Below are 18,187 nucleotides of genomic sequence, written 5' to 3'. Positions count from 1 at the left end.
GGATATAAAACCAAAAGGGAGCCGATGGCTCCCTTTTTCGACTAGCGGTGAGACTGCGCCCGAAGGCGAAGACTTACAGGCTGGCGAAATTCACTTCGACGTTGCCGTTGTCATTGCTGACGGTCTGCGTGGCGTTTTGCAGCGCCTGAGCAGCAGCGTCGCTCTGACCTTCACCGATCAAGTCGCTGTGGGACGCTTCGATGTCGGTTGCCAGTTGGGTGGTGTTGGCGACCTGCTGCAGAGCCTGGTCTGCCGCGGCGCTATGGCCACCGTTGACGGTGTCGACGCTGTAGCGAGTCGGCAGCGCATGATACTGCGCGGTCTGCTCGATGCTGAGCGCTTCGCTCTGCTGGTCGAAGTGGCGCTGTTCAACGACGCTGTTGGCCTGAGCGACGGTGGGTAGAGCAACGGCGATGGCGATAGCGGCGAGAATGCGAGTTTTCATGGTGTTGCCTCCAATGATCATCTGTTTTGGTGTTGGGCTCTTGGCCTCAACCGGTGATGTCATTATCGGTCTGTTAGCCGTCTAACAAAAATCGAATGGCGCGAAATAAACTATCGACAAAAATGATGGTGGTTGTAGCACCTGAAATAGTTCATTTTTGCAGGATATAAAACCAAGAAGGGAGCCAATGGCTCCCTTGATGGTCTAGCGCTGTGATGGTGCCCGAAGGCAAGACTTACAGGCTGGCGAAGTTCACTTCGACGTTGCCCTTGTCATTGCTGACGGTCTGCGTGGCGTTCTGCAGCGCCTGGCCGGCAGCGGCGCTCTGGCCTTCACCGATCAGGGTGTTGCGAGACGGCTGCACGTCGGTGCCCAGCTGAGTGGACCCGGCCACGTTCTTCAGAGACTGATCGGCGGCATTGCTGTGGCCGCCATCGACGGTGTCGACGGTGTAGCGAGTCGGCAGCGCGTGATACTGCGCGGTCTGCTCGATGCTGAGCGCTTCGCTCTGCTGATCGAAGTGACGCTGTTCGACGACGCTGTTGGCCTGAGCGACGGTGGGCAGAGCGACGGCGATGGCGATAGCGGCGAGAATACGATTTTTCATGATGTTGCCTCCAATAATGTCTTTTTTAATGGCCTCTCGGCCTCAACCTGTGACGACATTATGGGAGCCAACTCTTTAGGCTGCTAATCACGCCTAGTGAATTCGACTATCGATGGGATTAATACGAAGGTCTAAGGTATGCGTTGCTGCTGAAGTGTAAACCTTCTTCCCGCGTGATGGGAGACTCGGCAAGAAAGGCCGGTTGCGCTCCGCCTCCGGTGGTCCATTCACTGCAGCGCGTTTTGCTCGTTTCCGTCGCTCACCCCATAATGGCGCCACCTCATTCACCGCTTGCCAGCTGAGAACGCCCTATGACCCGCACGCCTCGGGATGACACCCCCGCCGAATCGCCACGCGCTGCCGAGCCTCAGGTCAACGTGGGGGATGTCGCGTATCTACGGGTGACGCAGGTCACCGATATCGGTGCGTTCTTGAACTGGGGGCGACCCAAGGATCTGCTGCTGCCGTTCGGCGAGCAGCGCTTCCGCCCGGACGCGGGTAAGCGGGTGCTGGTGATGATCTATGTCGACGATCGCATGCGCCCGGTGGCGAGCATGAAGATCGACAAGTTCCTGCAGGACGAGTCGGAAGGCCTGAAGGCGGGCGATCGAGTGTCGCTAACCATCGCCGATCTCACCGACCTGGGCGCCAAGGCGGTGGTCAACAGTCGCTTCTGGGGACTGCTGTATCACGACGACATGTCGCGCCCGCTACGCCGGGGGGATCGCATGGATGGCTATGTTCGCCGTGTGCGCGACGATGCCCGTCTGGATCTGTCGCTGCTGCCGCCGGGGCAGGCGCGTCTGGACGTGGTCGGCGACAAGGTGTTGGCAGCGCTGAGCGCCAACGACGGATTCCTGGCGCTCGGCGACAAGAGCTCGGCCGATGCCATCAAGGCCCGGCTCGGCGTCAGCAAGAATGCCTTCAAGCAGGCCATCGGCCGGCTCTACAAGCAGCGCCGGATCGTCATCGAAGACGACGGGATCCGGCTGGTCGAGGGCGATTGATCCTCGCCTGTCAGCGCTGCTGCCAGGCGCGATACCACCCCAATCCTGCCTCCGTGTCACCGCGCGGCTTGTACTCGCAGCCGAGCCAGCCACCATAGCCGTCGCGGTCGAGCTGCTCGAACAGCCACGGATAGTTCACTTCGCCGCTATCCGGTTCATGCCGTTCGGGTACGCCGGCAATCTGGATGTGGCCCACGCCATCGCGATAGCGCTGGTAGGTCTTCCAGATATCTCCATCCATGATCTGGGTGTGGTAGAAATCCATCTGCACTTTGATGTTGGGCTCGTTCAGCTCGGCAATGATCGCGTGGCCATCGGCCTGGTGGTTGAGAAAGTAGCCCGGCATGTCGCGAGTGTTGATCGGCTCGATCAGCAGCGTCAGGTTGTGCTCGGCGAGCTTTCGTGCGGCAAAGCGAAGATTTTCCAGATAAATCTGATGGTTACTGGAAAATGTTTCACGGGAAACATTCTCCGAGGTTGAGCCAGCTGCTGATTCCTGTACCGATTCGGAAATGAAACCGGCCATCGCGTGCAGGCGTGGGCAGTTCAACGCCTTGGCATAGCGAATGGCGGTATCGACGCTATTCCGGAACTCCGCTTCGCGCCCGGGCAGGGCTGCCAACCCGCGCTCCCCGGCAGCCCAGTCACCCGGCGGCAGATTGAACAGCACCTGCTCGAGCCCGTGGCGCTTGAGCTCGGCGGCGATCGCTTCGGGCTCGAAGTCGTACGGAAACAGGAACTCGACTCCCTCGAAGCCGTTGGCGGCGGCCTTGGCGAAGCGCTCCATGAACGGAACTTCGTTGAACATCATGCTGAGATTGGCAGCGAAACGCGGCATGGCCTGATTTCCTCAATGACCTTGTTAACGGTGGCGATACGGGCAGACGAATGCGCGGCTACCACTGGGCCCCGAAAGCGTCGCGCAGTTCGTCGATCTCTTTTTCGTTCAGCGTGCGTACATCGTGCTGGCGCAGCAGCAGATAGAGCTTGGCGGTTTCTTCCAACTCTTCGATGGCGTTGCGCGCCGCTTCCAGCGTCTTGCCGGCGACCACCGGGCCGTGATTGGCCAGCAGCACCGCGGCGTGATCCAAGGCGTAGTCGCGCACGGCCTCCCCCAGCGCAGCGTCACCGGGGCGATAGTAGGGCACCAAGGGCAGGCGGCCGACACGCATCACGAAGTAGGGTGTGATCGGCGGCAGGCAGGAGTGTTCGTCGAGCCCGTTGAGACACGAGACCGCCGCCGAGTGCGTGGCGTGAAGGTGGATGATCCCGCCGGTATCCGGGCGCTGTTCGTAGAACGCCCGGTGCAGGAAAGACTCCTTGGTCGGCGGCTTGCCGGCCAGCAGATTGCCGTCCCAGTCGAGCTTGGAGATCTCCGCCGGATCGAGTGCGCCAAGGCTGGCGTTGGTCGGCGTCATCAGCCAGCCGTCTTCGAGCTTGGCGCTGATGTTGCCGGATGTCCCCGGTGCCATGCCCAGGTTGCGAAACGAGCGGCCGATCTCGGCAATCTCTTCGCGCAGGCGGTTTTCGGTGGCGGATGTCGAGGTGTGGATCGCGGTCATGGCATCAGTTTCCAGGCTTTGGTCATGAAATCGGGGGCGCCGAAGTTGCCCGACTTGAGCGCCAGCGCCAGCGGTTCTTGGGTACCCAGGGTGGTCGTCCACGGCACGCCGGGATCGATGCTGTCGCCGATCCGCAGCCCCTGAACGTCGAGCGCGCTGACCACGGCGCCGGAGGTTTCGCCCCCGGCAACCAGCAGCCGACGCACGCCGAGGCGGCCGACCAGCTCGCTGGCGATCTCGGCCATGGCGCGCTCGACCAGCTCGCCGGCCTGCTGCACGCCGAGCCGTTGTTGCGCCCGGCGCACTTCCTCCGGCGAGGCGCTGGCGTAGATCAGCATCGGGCCGGGCGCGTCGTGGTTGCCGGAATCGGCGTTTTGGGAGTCGAAATGGGTCTCGGCATGCGCCAGCGCGGCATCGACGACGCCTTGATAGTCATCGTTCAGCGCCAGGGCATCGAGGTGGAAGTTCGGCATGTACGCCCGGGCATGTTCGATCTGAGCCAGCGTGGCCCGCGAGCAGCTACCGCTCAATATGGCTTCACGCCCGGCGACGGGCTCGAGTCGAGCCGCATCTTCGGTGTGGCCGAGGCGTTGGGCGACATTGGCCGGCAACCCCAGCGCCAGGCCGGAACCCGCCGTCACCAGCGGCAGATCGCGGCAGGCGCGCGCCAGTATGAACAGGTCGTCGTTATCGATGGCATCGCAGATCGCGATGCCGACGCCCTCAGCCTTGAGCGCGTCGATGCGTGCAGTCACGGCAGCGTCGCCCTGGCGCAGCGTGACGTAGTCGATCAGGCCCACCTTGCGCGTCGTCTGCGCGCCGAGCACGCGCACCAGATTGGCATCGGTCATCGGCGTCAACGGGTGATCCTGCATGCCGCTTTCGTTGAGCGGCACGCCGTTGGCGAACAGATAGCCGTTGAACACGCTGCGGCGGTTGGCCGGCAGCGCCGGGCAGGCGACGGTGAAGTCGGTGCCCAGTGCGTCCATCAACGCCTCGGTGACCGGGCCGATATTGCCCGCCGGCGTCGAATCGAAGGTGGAGCAGTACTTGAAGTAGAACTGCTCGCAGCCCTGTTCCCGCAGCCAGTCGAGCGCCTGGATCGATTGTTCGATGGCGTCCTCGGCAGGAATCGTGCGTGATTTCAGCGCCACCACCACCGCGTCCACGCCCGCTTCCAGCGGAGTCTCGGGGACGCCGATGGTCTGCAGCGTGCGCATGCCGGCGCTGACCAGCATGCTCGCCAGATCCGTGGCGCCGGTGAAGTCATCGGCGATACAGCCGAGGATGGGCCGCGTGCTGGGCTGTCGCTCATCCGCTTTTGAAAGAGAGTTCGCCATCGCTCAAGCACCTCCGTGGTCATTGGGATCGGCGTTGGGGCCGCCGTCGAGATCGGTGCCCGGGCCGAATCCGGCATCATTGGCGGCCGTGCCGGGAAGCGTGATACCCGGATAGACCTTGACCACGGCGATGTCGTCTTCGCGACCGAGACCTTGCGCCGAGGCCAGCGTGAACTGGCTCAGCGCCTGGGCGGTGAGCGGCAGCGGGAATTTGTCGCGATGGGCGGTGTCATGAACGATGCCGAGATCCTTGACGAAGATGTCCACCGCCGAGTGCGGGGTGTAGTCGCCGGCCAGGATGTGCGGCACGCGATTCTCGAACATCCATGAATTGCCGGCGCTCTGGGTGATCACCTCGTACAGCGTTCGCGGATCGCAGCCGCCGCGAATGCCGTAGGCCATCGCCTCGGCGGCCGCGGCGATATGCACCCCGGCGAGCAGCTGGTTGACCAGCTTGACCTGCGAACCCTGACCCAGCCCGTCTCCCAGACGAAATACCTTGGCGGCGAGGGCGTCGAGCACGTTTTCGGCACGCTCGAACAAAGCCGCGGGTCCGGAAGCCATGATCGTTAGCTGACCGGCGGCCGCCTTGACCGAACCGCCCGAGATCGGCGCATCGAGCAGGTGGATATCGTGGACCGCCAGATCGATGCCCAGCGCCTGCACGTCATCCGGCGCGCAGGTTGCACACGAGATGACCACGCTATCCGGCGCGAGCCCCGGTAGCAGCCCGCCGTCGCCGAACAGCACCGCTCGGGTCTGTTCGGCGTTGACCACCACGGTCAGCACGATCTCGACGGCGGCGGCCATCTCCGCCGGGGTGGCCACGGCATGGCCGCCGGCCTCGCCGAAGTTCGCGCGCGCCTCCTCGCGCAGATCGCAGCCCCAGGTCTCGAAGCCGGCGTTCACCAGCGAGGTTGCCATGCCCATTCCCATCGAGCCCAGCCCGATGACTCCGACCCGTGGTCGTTGTGAAATGCTCATTGCGGGTTGTCTCCCGTATGTTCTGTCGATGCCGATTCCGAGGGCGTGACGGCCACCGAGCTGCGCTGCGCTTCCACGCGCTCGAGCACGCTCTTGAGAAGGTCTGTAGGCGCCTGACGCAGGCGCGTTTCGGCATGTTCCAGATGGATGGCGGCGGCGCGAGCGGCGGCTTCGGCATCGCCAGCGGCAATGGCGTCGAGTATGGCCTGATGCTCGCCGACCACCTGCAGCATGAAGGTCTCGCGCAGTGACTCGTTGGTGCGCGTCACACGGATCGCGTGATGCAGAAAGCGGTTGTAGAAATCGAGCACGGCGGTGAAATGCGTGTTGTTGGCCGCTTCGGCGATGGTGCGATGAAAGGCGAGATCCTGATCGACCCCGGAAAGCCCCGCTTCGACGGCTTCGTCGATATCCACCATCGCATTGCGAATTCGGCGCAGCTGAGAAGGCGTGCGCCGTTCGGCGGCGAGGCGGGCGGCTTCCACCTCCAGCGGTCGGCGCAGTTCCAGCACCTCGATCACCGACTGAATGTCGGGATCGGGAATCGCCAGGCGCAGCGACACCGTGGGAGATTCGGCAACGAAACTGCCGCTGCCCCGGCGCGAGGTGACCAGGCCGCCGTTGCGCAGCATCGAGATCGCCTCGCGCACCACCGAGCGGCTGATGCCGTAACGCTCGCCCAGTGCCGCTTCGGTGGGCAGGCGCGCGCCGCGACCCCATTCGCCGGCCTGGATGGCATCGCTCAAACGCTGGGCCACCTGCTCGGAAAGCTGCGGGCCGCGTGACGGCTGTTCCTGGGTTTCACTCATGTGTTTTCACTCACGCTGAAAACGCCTTATGCGTTCGTCGAAGATCCGACTCGGAGGACGCCGCCATGATGGCGATTGGCGACGCTCTCCGACCAATGGCGGTATTGCCTGTACGGCCAATTTGTCAGACAAGATGTTAAATCGCAAAGGTCAGCGCAATTCGCCTTTGGTCAATTGAGCGCCGTTCAGTGAACGAAGGCAGCGCCGCAAAGGAGCAACGCCATGCATGTGATCGTAACGGGAGGCGCCGGTTTTCTCGGGGCCAGACTGATTCAACAGCTGCTTGCGGGAGAGGTCGTGCTCGACGGGCGGGCCGTGACGCGGGTGACATCGATCGACCTGGCGCCGTGCCCGGTGGGCGACGATCGGGTCGATTCGCTCACCGGTGACGTCGCCGATCCGGCACTGATCGAGCAAGCGCTTGGCGAAGACACCGGCGCCGTCTGCCATCTGGCGGCGGTGGTGAGTTCTCAGGCGGAAGCCGACTTCGAGCTCGGCATGCGGGTCAATCTGGACGCCACGCGCACGCTGCTGGAAGCGTGCCGGGCCCATCCGAAGCGGCTGCGGTTCCTGTTCGCCAGCTCGCTGGCGGTGTTCGGGCCTGGGCTGTCGCAGCCGGTGGCGGAGGCGATCGGCCCGCAACCACGTTCTTCCTACGGGGCGCAGAAGGCGATGGGTGAGTTGCTGGTCAACGACTACAGCCGGCGCGGTTTCGTCGATGGCCGTGTCTGTCGCCTGCCGACCATCGTGGTGCGCCCCGGCAAACCCAATCAGGCGGCCTCGTCGTTTGCCAGCTCGATCATTCGCGAGCCGCTTGCGGGCGTCGAGGCGATCTGCCCGGTGGATGCCGGCCTGCCGCTGTGGCTCTCCTCGCCCCGCGCCGTGGTGGCCAATCTGGTCCATGCGCTGGCGCTCGAGGGAGAGGCGCTGGGCGATTGGCGCACGCTCAACCTGCCCGGCATCACGGTGACGGTGAACGAGATGCTCGACGCGCTCGAGCGCCAGGCTGGCACCGCCGTCCGCGATCTCGTGCGCTTCGAGCCGGATGCCGGCATCGATGCCATCGTCGCCAGCTGGCCGGGCGGGCTGGATGTGGAACGGCCGCTGAATCTCGGCTTTCAGGCCGACAGCGATTTCGACGCGATTATCCACGCCTATCTCGAGGACGAGCGAGAGGACGAACTCGATAACTGATCCGTTCTCTGACAAGACGCTCCAGACTCGGTAGATCCGTTCCTTGAACCAGACAGGCAACAACACTCAATAAAGCCCACAAGGAGTTCATGCCATGACAGACGCTGCTATTGCAGGTCCCCAGGTCATCATCGGCCTGGGTATCGCCATCTTCGTGATGATCGCGCTGGTGCTGAAGACCCGCGTTCATGCGCTACTCGCCCTGGTCATCGCCGCCTCGATCGCCGGCCTGATCGGCGGCATGTCGCCCAATGCGGTAATCGATTCGATCACCACCGGCTTCGGCAAGACGCTTTCCACCATCGGTCTGGTCATCGGCTTCGGGGTGATGATGGGGCGAATTCTCGAGGTCTCCGGTGCCGGCCAGCGCATGGCCTATTCGATTCTCAAGCTGCTCGGCAAGGATCGCGAGGACTGGGCCATGGCGATTACCGGCTATATCGTCTCGATCCCGATCTTCTGCGACTCCGCCTACGTGATCCTCAATCCGCTGGTGCGGGCGCTGGCGCGCAACAGCGGGCGCTCGGTGCTGACGCTCGGCATCGCGCTGGCCTCGGGGCTGGCGGTCACCCATAGCGCGGTACCGCCAACGCCGGGGCCGCTGGGCGTCGCCGGTATTTTCGGGGTCGATATCGGCCTGATGATCGCCTGGGGCCTGGTCTTCACCGCGCCGGCGCTGATCGTGATGGTGCTTTACGCCCGTTTCATGGGGCCGCGTATCGAGGCGATGATCGAGCGTGACGTGCCGGGATCGCTGAAACGCGACACCGAAGACGATCCGCTCGCGGCTCACCTGGAGGAAAGCGAGCTGCCGACGCTGTTCAAGTCGGTGTTGCCGATCGGGCTGCCGATTCTGTTGATCTTTCTCAACACGCTGGTGACGGCGGTGGTGGGCGACAGCGATGCGCCGGGTATCGTCGTTCAGATCGTCCAGTTCGTCGGCCATCCGGTGATCGCGGTGGGCATCGGCGTGCTGGTGGCGGTCTACGGTCTGGTGCCGAAGATGCCCAAGGATCAGGTCCTGGCGCATCTGGAAAAAGGCGTCGAAAGCGCCGGTATCATCCTGTTGGTGACCGGTGCCGGGGGCGCGCTGGGTGCCGTGCTGCGGGCCAGCGGTGCCGGTGACTACATCGGCGAGAGCATTGCCGGACTGGCGCTGCCGGCGGTGCTGATCCCGTTCATCATCGCCACGCTGGTGCGCTTCGTGCAGGGCAGCGGCACGGTCTCGATGATTACCGGCGCGTCGATCTCGGCGCCGATCCTGGCCTCGATGCCGGACGTCAACATGGTGCTGGCGGCCCAGGCGGCGTGTCTCGGCGGGCTATTCTTCAGCTACTTCAACGACAGCTACTTCTGGGTCGTCAATCGCCTGCTGGGGGTCAAGACCGCCAAGCATCAACTACTGGTGCTGTCGGTGCCGACCACGCTGGGCTGGGCCACCGGGCTGGTGGCGCTGCTGGTCGCCAACTCCTTCGTGGGTTGATGGCCGCCCGTCAGACGACAAGGAGTCCCGATATGAAAATCACCCGCGTCCGCGCCCGGGTTTTCGAATGGAAAGGCGAGACGGTGCCGCCTAAGGCGCACTTCTGCACCAACGCCATGGATGCGCTGTGGGATCGCGGCGATGCGATGCAGAGCTTTCGCTTTCACGGCTGGACGGTGATCGAGATCGAGACCGACAGCGGTCTGGTCGGTCTTGGCAACGTGGCGTTGGCGCCGAGGGTCGCCAAGACCATCGTCGACCAGCATCTGGCGCCGCTGATCGTGGGCCAGGATCCGTTCGACTACGAATACCTGTGGCAGCGCATGTACCGCGCCACGCTGGCCTGGGGGCGGCGCGGCATCGGCATGGCGGCGATCTCCGGTGTCGATATCGCGCTCTGGGACCTGATGGGCAAGGCGCTCGACAAGCCAGTGTTCAAGCTGCTCGGCGGTCGTACCAAGGAGAAGATCCCGTGCTACGCCTCCAAGCTCTACCACGACGATCTCGAGGTCATGCAGGCGGAGGCGCAGGGCTATCTCGACCAGGGGTTCCAGGCGATGAAGATGCGTTTCGGCTATGGGCCCAAGGACGGGCCGAAAGGCATGCGCGAGAATCTCAAGAGCGTCGCGGCGGTTCGCGAGGTGATCGGCGAGGATATCGACCTGATGGCCGACTGCTACATGGGCTGGAATCTCGACTATGCCCGGCGCATGTTCCCCAAGCTGGCGCCTTTCGACCTGCGCTGGCTGGAGGAGCCGGTGATTGCCGACGATATCGACGGCTACGCGGAGCTCAATCGCATCGCGCCGATGCCGATCTCCGGCGGCGAGCATGAGTTCACCGTCCACGGTTTCCGCCAGTTACTGGAAAAGCGTGCGGTCGCGGTGATCCAGTACGATACCAACCGGGTTGGCGGCATCACCGTGGCGCGCAAGATCAATGCCATGGCGGAAGCGTTCGAGGTGCCGGTGATCCCGCATGCGGGGCAGATGCACAACTACCATCTGACGATGTCGTCGCTGGCATCGCCAATGTCGGAGTTCTTCCCGGTGCATGACATCGAGATCGGCAACGAGCTTTTCTACTACCTATTCGAAGGCGACCCCGAGCCGGTCGATGGTTATCTGGACCTCGCTGACGACATACCGGGGCTCGGCCTCTCCCTCAACGAGCGCTACCTCGACGGTTTCCATATCCTCGAGTGAGGGGCCGTGGCGGCGCGAACAGCGTCGCGTCGCCACTCACCGGAGCCCACCGTCGCGGCGCTTCACGCCATCACGTCACCACATTCGCTTGAGCAGGTTGTCCCGGCGCACGAACTGATGCCAGACCACTGCCGCGATATGCAAGCCGATCACGTAGTAGAACACCGTGCCCAGCGTCTTGTGGATCGATTCCAGCGAGTGGCCCACATGCGGCAACACGCCGAAGGGTGAAGGCACCGCCAGTGACGTACCGGGGATCGGGATCGCGCCGTCACTCAGCCATACTGTCGAGATGCCCAGCAGCGGCTGCGCGAACAGAAACGCGTAGAGCGCCCAGTGGGTGATGCGCGACAGCAGTTCGAGCTTCGGGTGCAGTGGCGGCGAAACGGGTGGCGGAGACTTCCGGAGGCGTTCGATCAACCTAGGGATCGCCAACAGCAGCACGCCGATACCCGCCCAGAAATGGCTCTGGAGCAGAAAATCCGGTATGCCGGTATCGCGCGGGAAGAGATCCGTCGACAGGATGAGCGCGTAGGCCAGCACGACCAGTGCGGCGACTGTCCAGTGAAAGTGACGGGCCTTTGCCGAATATCTGTTGATGGGCGTGATGTTCACGACATGCGATCCTCTGATGGACGAGCCAACATCCATCCTAGTCGGCGCCGGCTTAGGGCTGACTTAACAGGGCTGACTTAAGCCGGGATCGCGCATTGCCTTCAAGCGCATCCGCCGTGGCGCGACCTGCAGCACCACGGCGTGAGGCCATCATGAACCTGTCAGGGCTTTTTGGCCTGCAAGCGTTCAGCCAGCCAGGCGCGGGTACCGGGATGGCCGCTGCGCTCGGCCCGTTCGGCAAGATCCAGCGCGAGTTCGACGTCGCCGGCCTTGAGCGCAGCGTCGATCATGCGGCGGTAATCGAAATCCGGCGCATTGGTCGCTGTGGTCGGAGCCGTCGTTGTGGTCGGAGCCGTCGCTGTGGCCGGCGCGGCCGCGCTGGGCTGCGGGCGGGAGCCGGACGTCTGAGGCATCTGCGCGGGGTTGCTGCCAAGTAGTGGCGCCATGCCGGTGTCGCGAGTCAGCGAGGCGATCTCGAGCGACACTTCGCCAGTCGCGGCATGGGTGGCGCGAGGGTCCGGGCCGGCAGGTTCGGCGAGACCTCTCACACGGGCGTAGGCTTTCTCTTCCGACTCGTAGGGCGTCGATGCCTGGCGATCTTCAGTACTGGTATAGATGACGACGTACTGGGCATCCGCCCCCGGCGTCAAACTGAATTCTCCCCCCAGGCGCGCGGCAGTAAAGCCGGTGGGACGACGTACCTTAAGTGAATCGCTCGATACCTTTCTGACCGGCTGGAAGTTCGCGTCGAGCACCAGGATCGTGGGTGCGAAGACCTGGCCGTCGCGAATCGAGCTGGAGACGCTCAAGGCGATCGGCCCGTTGTTGCGGGGTAGCTCGAAGGCCTGGAAGAAACTCTTGCCGTCGCCGAAATCATGAGCCGGGGACTGCGGCGTGAAGTTCAGCGTCAGCGTCTCCTCCGCCGTAATGGGGCGGTACGGCAAACTGGCGAGAGAGCTGCAACAGTCCGTCGTGCGCGCCAACGCCTGCTGCCCTTCCTGCGGCGGGAGGGTCGGAGAGTGGGGCGCCATCAGCGGTGTGCTACATCCCGCCAGGGCAATGAGTACCGTGCTCAACGGCACGATCAGTCGATACGAACGCAACATTCGGCAACTCCTGCTGGAGACGAAAACGGCCCCGGGGCATGAAGCCGCCGGAGCCCAAAGGATCGAAACAGCGCGAGCATGGCTCTCGCGATTGTGGGGATCAGCTACCCCACCACACCTCCATCTGCGCACCGAAGGTCAGGCCATTGTTGTCGTCGATGTCGACGTTGTTGGGGCCGGCGCCGGTGTCGAGCGAGTTGGCTTGGCGGGCATCGGTGTAGGCGTCGCCGTTCCACTGTGCGTAAGTGGCGAACAGGCGGATGGTCGGGCGAATCATCGCGCCGCGACCGGCCGACCACTGCTGAGCGAGGGTCAGCTTGGTCAGATGGTGATCGCCGCTGTCATAGCCGTTCACGCCACCCTGCGGCTCGATGCGGTCATAGCCCAGCTCGACCGCCGTGCTCATGATATCGCTCCAGTAGTAGACTGGGCGCACGCCGGCAGAAAACCACTTGCGGCCGGTGTTGTCGTCCATGTCCTTGTCTTCGTAGACGAGGGCGTAGAGCATGTCGAGCTTGTCCGGCGCCAGCCAGATCTGGCCGCTGTCGAGCACGCGCCACATGCTGCCTTCCTGGCGCAGCGAGCCGGTGCCGCGGCCGACGGCGTTGCCGTCACGGGTGATGATGCCATCCGTCGCGTACTGCACGGCAAAGGTGTTGCTGCCGCCGAACCAGCCGCTCTGGGTGTGCTCGATGGTGCCCATCCAGCCCTTGTCGCCGTCGTCGTAATCGACGCCTTGATCGTCGTAATAGTCCTTCTGCCACTTGGATAGCGACGAACGGCCGTAGTCGATACCCAGCTGCAGCGTGCCGCCGGGATTGACGGGAATGTCGGTCCAGCGCGCATCGACCGTGTCGTCCGAGATCTGCTGACCGGAATCAGGGAACAGGCCATCGCCGTCATCGTTGCCGGAGCTGCGGGTCCAGGCGAAACTCAGCTTGCCGGTGCCGACATCGATATCCGAAATCCCCACACCAGGACCGGAAACGTCCCAGTAGTAGAAGTCGTTCATGTGGATATCGTGGCGTTTGTAGAAGCGCTTACCGGCCCAGAGCGAGGCGCCGGGTAGGCCACTGACGACGTTGGTACCCGAGACGTACATTTCCCGTAGGGCGATGTCGTTGTCATCGTCCTGAAGCGATTCGGAGTCGTTGTCCTGGGCGGTGACATAGGCGACGCGGCTGGCGAAGTCGAACGACGTATCCTGCTGCTGATAGAGCTGTGCGCCCAGGCCCAGCTCGGCATAGGTCTCGCATTCGTTACCCAGGCGGTACTTGGCCGGGGCTCCTGCCGACTTGAAGCAGGTCTGGCTGCCGCCGCCGGAGGTCGAACCGATACCGGAACGGGCGTAGCCGAAAAAGTTGGGATTGATATCGGCATGGGCCAGGGCCGGCATGACGCAGGAAGCGCCGATGACAGCGGCGAGGAGCGGCCGGCGTAGCACGGATTGTGAGGCAATCATTATGGGTGTCCCTCGTGGTCTTATCGTTGATTGCTGTTGTTGATTGCTGTTTTTTGGCAGCCGTATGAATCATTCGGCTACGCAAGGCGCTCTGGAAGAAATCCGCCGTCGGCGGACACGCGCGAGGCTCTGCCAAAGCGTCATGCTCGGCGTACTCACATCCTGGTAGCTACCCGAAAGGGGTGTGAGCGAATCCGGTTTTTATCCATTATCGATGTGGCGATGTTGCGTTCCCTTGTTACCTGTTGCTGCCTTGCCCGCTCATGAATCGAGTATCAGCGACCGGCTTTTGGCCGGAAAGAATTTGGCGAGAATGTCGCACTGACTACTTATTCGTTCGCTGAAACATTGCCAGCTTCATTGGAAGCCTGAGTCGTAAATCCGCATTGACTGGCGCTATGCGACCCGGTGCTGCCATTGATGTGTCGCTTCGACACCTCGCCAGGCATGAGTCGTTGTTTTTGATCACCGGCGATGGGCGCCATTATTTCGATTAATTCGTAAACTTTCATTGTAACCATGGTCTAGTTAGACAAAGGTCTGAACTAACTCCAGTGTTACTCTTCAAAATCGCATTTTTTACAACGACCTATGAAGATTTCCTGTGCTGTGTAAGCTTTGTCCTACATACCAAAGTATTAAATATTACTAGCTGTCAGCTGTGATAAAGACGGCGCTCTTTTTGACGGTGATCAGGGCACGGCGATTCGGGTTTTTAAAAAATACTGTTGTCGGCAATGAGATAAAGGGGCCGGCTCGGGACCAGGATACTAATGCGCAGATAAACAGTTTTTGCCATATTGACGGTGGCTCTCATGCGCATGACCGCTGATGTGCCGGGCCGAATAAGCAGCGATAAGCCGGCTGGATCCCCGCCATGCAGGAGATCCAATGGTCGATGCCGTGCCGGGTGATTAGCGCAGTGCCTACTGATCAGGTAACGCACAGCGGTCATCGCGATGCACCAGGGTTAGAGAGACGCCCCTCGATCCATTGGCTTGGCCTAAGCTTCAGAGGCAAGGGTGGCGATTCGAGGATCGAGTCAGCACGGAGAACCAGGGAAGAGCGAGGATGGTGAACCGGAATGAAGCACTGAAAAGAGCAGGTGCCAATCCAATGGATGACGAGAGGAGTGACGAGCGACTCATGAGATCAGAGCGGGGACACGAGCCAGGCATGTCCATACCCAAGGAGCGCCACTACTCCGATCGTGTGGGTTGGCTGCGGGCGGCTGTGCTTGGCGCCAACGACGGTATCGTTTCCATCGCCAGCCTGATCATCGGCATGGCGGCGGCGGGCGCGACGCTGGCCGGCGTGTTGACGGCGGGCGCCGCCGGAGCAGTCGCCGGGGCGATGTCGATGGCGGCGGGAGAGTATGTCTCGGTCAGCTCGCAGAAGGATACCGAGCATGCCGATCTGGCGCGTGAACGGCGTGAGCTGGACGCCAACTACGAGTTCGAAACCCGTGAGCTGGCGGAAATCTACGAGGCGCGAGGCTTGTCCACCGCGCTGGCGCATGAAGTGGCCGAGAAGCTGATGCACCACGACGCCCTGGCCGCTCACGCTCGCGATGAATTGGGTTTCAGCACGGTCAACGCGGCACGCCCGTTGCAGGCGGCGCTGACGTCGGCACTGACCTTTCTCGCCGGCGCGGGGTTGCCGATCATCGCCTCGCTGATGGCGCCACGACACGCCATTTCGGTGGTCGTCGCCGTCGGTTCGTTGGTGGCGCTCGGCCTGCTGGGGATACTGTCGGCGAAAGTCGGCGGTTCGCGCCCGCGGGTGGCCGTGGTTCGGGTCACTGTATGGGGGTTAATGGCCATGGGCGCAACGGCTGCGGTCGGCTGGGCCTTTGGCGTGGCCGGGACCTGATCGGGCACGCATCGGCTGTCGCGAGCCAGGCTTGCAGGGTGGCCGGCAACGACTTGCCGAGCTCGTACCCTTCAACTAAGACTGTTGTTCATTGGCAGACAAGCCATTGGCAGGTAAGCCATCTGCACGAAGTCGGTCTGAACGAGTGACGTCTGCTTTACGGCTGACTCGATTCAGTTCGCTTGCCTCGTCCAGTGCACAACCCAACCCGAGCCAAGGAGCGGCCAACGATGGTCAAGAAAACCGAAATCCATGCGCAGCAACAGTCGCTACCCGGTAAAGAAGGCCTGATGCAGCCGCCAGCGGAATTCATTCGCCCGGGCTATCGCGGTAGCGGCAAGCTCGAAAACAAGATCGCGCTGATTACCGGCGCCGATAGCGGTATCGGCCGTTCTGCAGCCATTCACTTCGCCCGCGAAGGTGCCGATGTCGCGGTCATGTATCTCAGCGAAGACGACGATGCCAAGGAAACGCAGCGCCTGATCGAGGCGGAAGGACGCCGGTGTCTGCTGATCGCCGGTGACATCCGCGATGCCGCGTTTTGCCGCTCTGCGCTCGAACGTGTCGTCGAGACCTTCGGTGGGCTCAATATTCTGGTCAATAACGCCGGCACGCAGCAGGTGTGTAACGATCTCACCGAGCTCGATGACGAACAGTGGCGCGAGACGTTCGCCACCAACATGCATGGCATGTTCTATCTCACCAAGGCGGCGCTTCCTCATCTGGGCGAAGATGACGCGATCATCAATACGACCTCGGTCAACGCCTATATCGGCCCCGATTTTCTGGTGGATTACACCGCGACCAAGGGGGCGATCGTCAGCTTTACCCGGTCGCTGTCGAACCAGGTCGTGGGACGTGGCATTCGCGTCAATGCGATCGCGCCGGGACCGGTATGGACACCGCTACAGCCCGCCACGCTAGGCGCCCACGACCCGCAGATGCTCGAGGATTTCGGCTCCGATACGCCGATGGGGCGCGCCGCGCAGCCGTCAGAACTGGGGCCGTGCTACGTCTTCCTGGCCTCGCTGGATTCGTCCTTCATCAGCGGTCAGACGATTCACCCCAACGGCGGGATGGTGGTCAATGGTTGATCTCTCCCGGTTAGCAGCGGCGAAGGTGGAATGGACATTTACGTCACGGGCGGGGTGAATAGGCGCACGATCCATACGGTTCCTCGTTGAGGATATCGTCGACAGACGACAGGGCTGAGGAGGCTCGAGAAAGCATGCCAGGTACGACTTCCAATTTGCCGCCACGCCAGGACAGCTGGCTGGACCGGCCGGCGCATCTTCATTGGCTGGAAAGTGAAGGCCAGCGTCTGCTGGCGTTCTATCGCGCTTCGCGCCATCCCGAGTGTGGTTTCGCCGCGCTCGACGAGGATGGCCGACTGCCCGGTGATGCCAACCCCGACACCATGATTACCGCCCGCATGACGCACTGTTTCGCGCTGGCCGCGATGCGCGGCGAGCCGGGCATGGCGCCATTGGTGGCGCACGGCGTCGCGGCGCTGAAGGGCGACCTGCGGGATAGCGAGCATGGCGGCTGGTACGGCGAGCGGCCCAGGTCGGGTGAAACGCAGACCAAGCAGGCCTATATCCACGCGTTCGTGGCACTCGCGGCCGCCAGTGCCTGGCAGGCAGGCGACGAGGAGGCCAAGCCGCTGCTCGACGACATCGTCGACGTGATCGAAACCCGGTTCTGGGCGGAAGACGAAGGGCGGATGCGCGAGGGGTTCTCGCGTGACTGGCGCGAAGACGAAGCGTACCGCGGCGGCAACAGCAACATGCACGCTACCGAAGCCTTCCTGCAGCTGGCCGACGTTCTCGACGAGCCGAAATGGCGCAGGCGCGCGCTTTCCATCGTCGACAGGATCATCCACGCCCACGCCAGACCCAATGACTATCGCGTCGTCGAGCACTTCGACAGCGAGTGGAACGAGTGGCGCGACTACAATCAGGATACCCCCAAGGATAAATTTCGCCCCTACGGCGCCACGCCGGGCCATGCCTTCGAGTGGTCGCGGCTGATGCTGCACCTTGAAGGCGGGCTGTTGCGCCATGGCGAAGAGACACCGGGCTGGTTGCTCGAGGATGCCCAAGGGCTTTTCCATAGCGCGATCAAATTGGCCTGGCACGTCGATGGCCAACCGGGCCTGGTCTATACCCACAACTGGGATAACCAGCCGGTAGTGCACGAGCGCATGCATTGGACGCTCGCCGAAGCCGCCGCGACCTCGGCGGCGCTGCTCAAGCGTACCGGCGACGCCACCTACGAAACCTGGTATCGCTGTTTCTGGGATTACATCGATCGTTTCCTGATCGATCGCGAACGCGGTAGCTGGTGGCAGGAGCTCGATCGCCACAATAATCCGTCCAGCGAAGTGTGGAGCGGCAAGGCGGATCTCTATCACGCCTATCAGGCAACGCTGCTGCCCCGTCTGCCACTGTCACCGACCCTGGCCAGAGCGATCGCCGACGGCGCTTTGTAACGGGG

Annotated in this window: 17 protein-coding genes; 7 read left to right on the top strand and 10 right to left on the bottom strand. The window is 62.9% G+C overall.

Going from position 1 to position 18,187, the window contains the following annotated elements:
• Positions 1–73 precede the first annotated feature (73 nt).
• Positions 74–445: a hypothetical protein gene (locus BTW08_RS07710; protein ID WP_110693640.1), complete on the bottom strand. Its 372-nt coding sequence runs from the start codon at positions 443–445 to the stop codon at positions 74–76.
• 235 nt (positions 446–680) lie between these two features.
• Positions 681–1,052, bottom strand: coding sequence for a hypothetical protein (locus tag BTW08_RS07705; RefSeq protein WP_075561935.1), 372 nt, complete (start codon positions 1,050–1,052; stop codon positions 681–683).
• Positions 1,053–1,363: 311 nt separating this feature from the next.
• Here BTW08_RS07705 and BTW08_RS07700 point away from each other — a divergent pair, with 311 nt between their 5' ends.
• Positions 1,364–2,059 carry a S1-like domain-containing RNA-binding protein gene (locus tag BTW08_RS07700; protein WP_075561934.1) on the top strand — a complete coding sequence of 232 codons (696 nt, stop codon included), beginning with the start codon at positions 1,364–1,366 and terminating at the stop codon, positions 2,057–2,059.
• A 10-nt stretch (positions 2,060–2,069) separates the two neighbouring features.
• Here BTW08_RS07700 and otnI read toward each other — a convergent pair whose 3' ends face one another.
• The 5 genes from otnI to BTW08_RS07675 are packed head-to-tail and all read right to left on the bottom strand — an operon-like array spanning position 2,070 to position 6,754.
• Positions 2,070–2,897 (bottom strand): 2-oxo-tetronate isomerase, encoded by an 828-nt coding sequence (gene otnI / locus BTW08_RS07695; protein ID WP_075561933.1) that lies wholly within the window; start codon positions 2,895–2,897, stop codon positions 2,070–2,072.
• A gap of 58 nt (positions 2,898–2,955) precedes the next feature.
• Entirely contained in the window at positions 2,956–3,621 is a 666-nt protein-coding gene (gene otnC / locus BTW08_RS07690) for a 3-oxo-tetronate 4-phosphate decarboxylase (protein WP_075561932.1), read from the bottom strand.
• Positions 3,618–4,961, bottom strand: coding sequence for a 3-oxo-tetronate kinase (otnK, locus tag BTW08_RS07685; protein WP_075561931.1), 1,344 nt, complete (start codon positions 4,959–4,961; stop codon positions 3,618–3,620). Before otnK ends, otnC begins: the two co-directional genes overlap by 4 nt.
• Positions 4,962–4,964: 3 nt before the next feature.
• Positions 4,965–5,945 carry an L-threonate dehydrogenase gene (gene ltnD, locus BTW08_RS07680; protein ID WP_083627752.1) on the bottom strand — a complete coding sequence of 327 codons (981 nt, stop codon included), beginning with the start codon at positions 5,943–5,945 and terminating at the stop codon, positions 4,965–4,967.
• Positions 5,942–6,754: a FadR/GntR family transcriptional regulator gene (locus BTW08_RS07675; protein ID WP_083627751.1), complete on the bottom strand. Its 813-nt coding sequence runs from the start codon at positions 6,752–6,754 to the stop codon at positions 5,942–5,944. The genes ltnD and BTW08_RS07675 overlap by 4 nt, the downstream gene beginning before the upstream one ends.
• Before the next feature lie 222 nt (positions 6,755–6,976).
• On the opposite strand from BTW08_RS07675, the gene denD reads away from it, so the two are divergent.
• From denD to BTW08_RS07660, 3 genes are all read left to right on the top strand, one after another.
• Positions 6,977–7,948: a D-erythronate dehydrogenase gene (gene denD / locus BTW08_RS07670; protein WP_075561930.1), complete on the top strand. Its 972-nt coding sequence runs from the start codon at positions 6,977–6,979 to the stop codon at positions 7,946–7,948.
• A gap of 94 nt (positions 7,949–8,042) precedes the next feature.
• Positions 8,043–9,431 (top strand): gluconate:H+ symporter, encoded by a 1,389-nt coding sequence (locus BTW08_RS07665; RefSeq protein WP_075561929.1) that lies wholly within the window; start codon positions 8,043–8,045, stop codon positions 9,429–9,431.
• A gap of 32 nt (positions 9,432–9,463) precedes the next feature.
• Positions 9,464–10,636: an L-rhamnonate dehydratase gene (locus tag BTW08_RS07660; protein WP_075561928.1), complete on the top strand. Its 1,173-nt coding sequence runs from the start codon at positions 9,464–9,466 to the stop codon at positions 10,634–10,636.
• Positions 10,637–10,711: 75 nt separating this feature from the next.
• Here BTW08_RS07660 and BTW08_RS07655 read toward each other — a convergent pair whose 3' ends face one another.
• From BTW08_RS07655 to BTW08_RS07645, 3 genes are all read right to left on the bottom strand, one after another.
• A complete protein-coding gene (locus tag BTW08_RS07655; RefSeq protein WP_210403216.1) occupies positions 10,712–11,251 on the bottom strand; it encodes a cytochrome b in 540 nt (179 codons plus the stop codon).
• 161 nt (positions 11,252–11,412) lie between these two features.
• Positions 11,413–12,357 (bottom strand): MalM family protein, encoded by a 945-nt coding sequence (locus BTW08_RS07650; RefSeq protein ID WP_075561926.1) that lies wholly within the window; start codon positions 12,355–12,357, stop codon positions 11,413–11,415.
• Between the two features lie 100 nt (positions 12,358–12,457).
• Positions 12,458–13,819: a maltoporin gene (locus BTW08_RS07645; protein ID WP_075561925.1), complete on the bottom strand. Its 1,362-nt coding sequence runs from the start codon at positions 13,817–13,819 to the stop codon at positions 12,458–12,460.
• Between the two features lie 1,176 nt (positions 13,820–14,995).
• Here BTW08_RS07645 and BTW08_RS07640 point away from each other — a divergent pair.
• From BTW08_RS07640 to BTW08_RS07630, 3 genes are all read left to right on the top strand, one after another.
• Positions 14,996–15,691, top strand: a complete 696-nt coding sequence (locus BTW08_RS07640; RefSeq protein ID WP_075561924.1) for a VIT family protein — start codon at positions 14,996–14,998, stop codon at positions 15,689–15,691.
• A gap of 230 nt (positions 15,692–15,921) precedes the next feature.
• On the top strand, positions 15,922–16,785 hold the full coding sequence (locus tag BTW08_RS07635) for an SDR family oxidoreductase (protein WP_075561923.1): 864 nt from the start codon (positions 15,922–15,924) through the stop codon (positions 16,783–16,785).
• A gap of 134 nt (positions 16,786–16,919) precedes the next feature.
• On the top strand, positions 16,920–18,182 hold the full coding sequence (locus tag BTW08_RS07630; protein WP_075561922.1) for an AGE family epimerase/isomerase: 1,263 nt from the start codon (positions 16,920–16,922) through the stop codon (positions 18,180–18,182).
• Positions 18,183–18,187: the final 5 nt, after the last annotated feature.

The organism is Salinicola sp. MH3R3-1, assembly GCF_001937155.1.
In the GTDB taxonomy this organism is placed as follows: Bacteria; Pseudomonadota; Gammaproteobacteria; order Pseudomonadales; family Halomonadaceae; genus Salinicola; species Salinicola halophyticus.
This window is presented reverse-complemented; position numbering and strand designations above follow the sequence as displayed.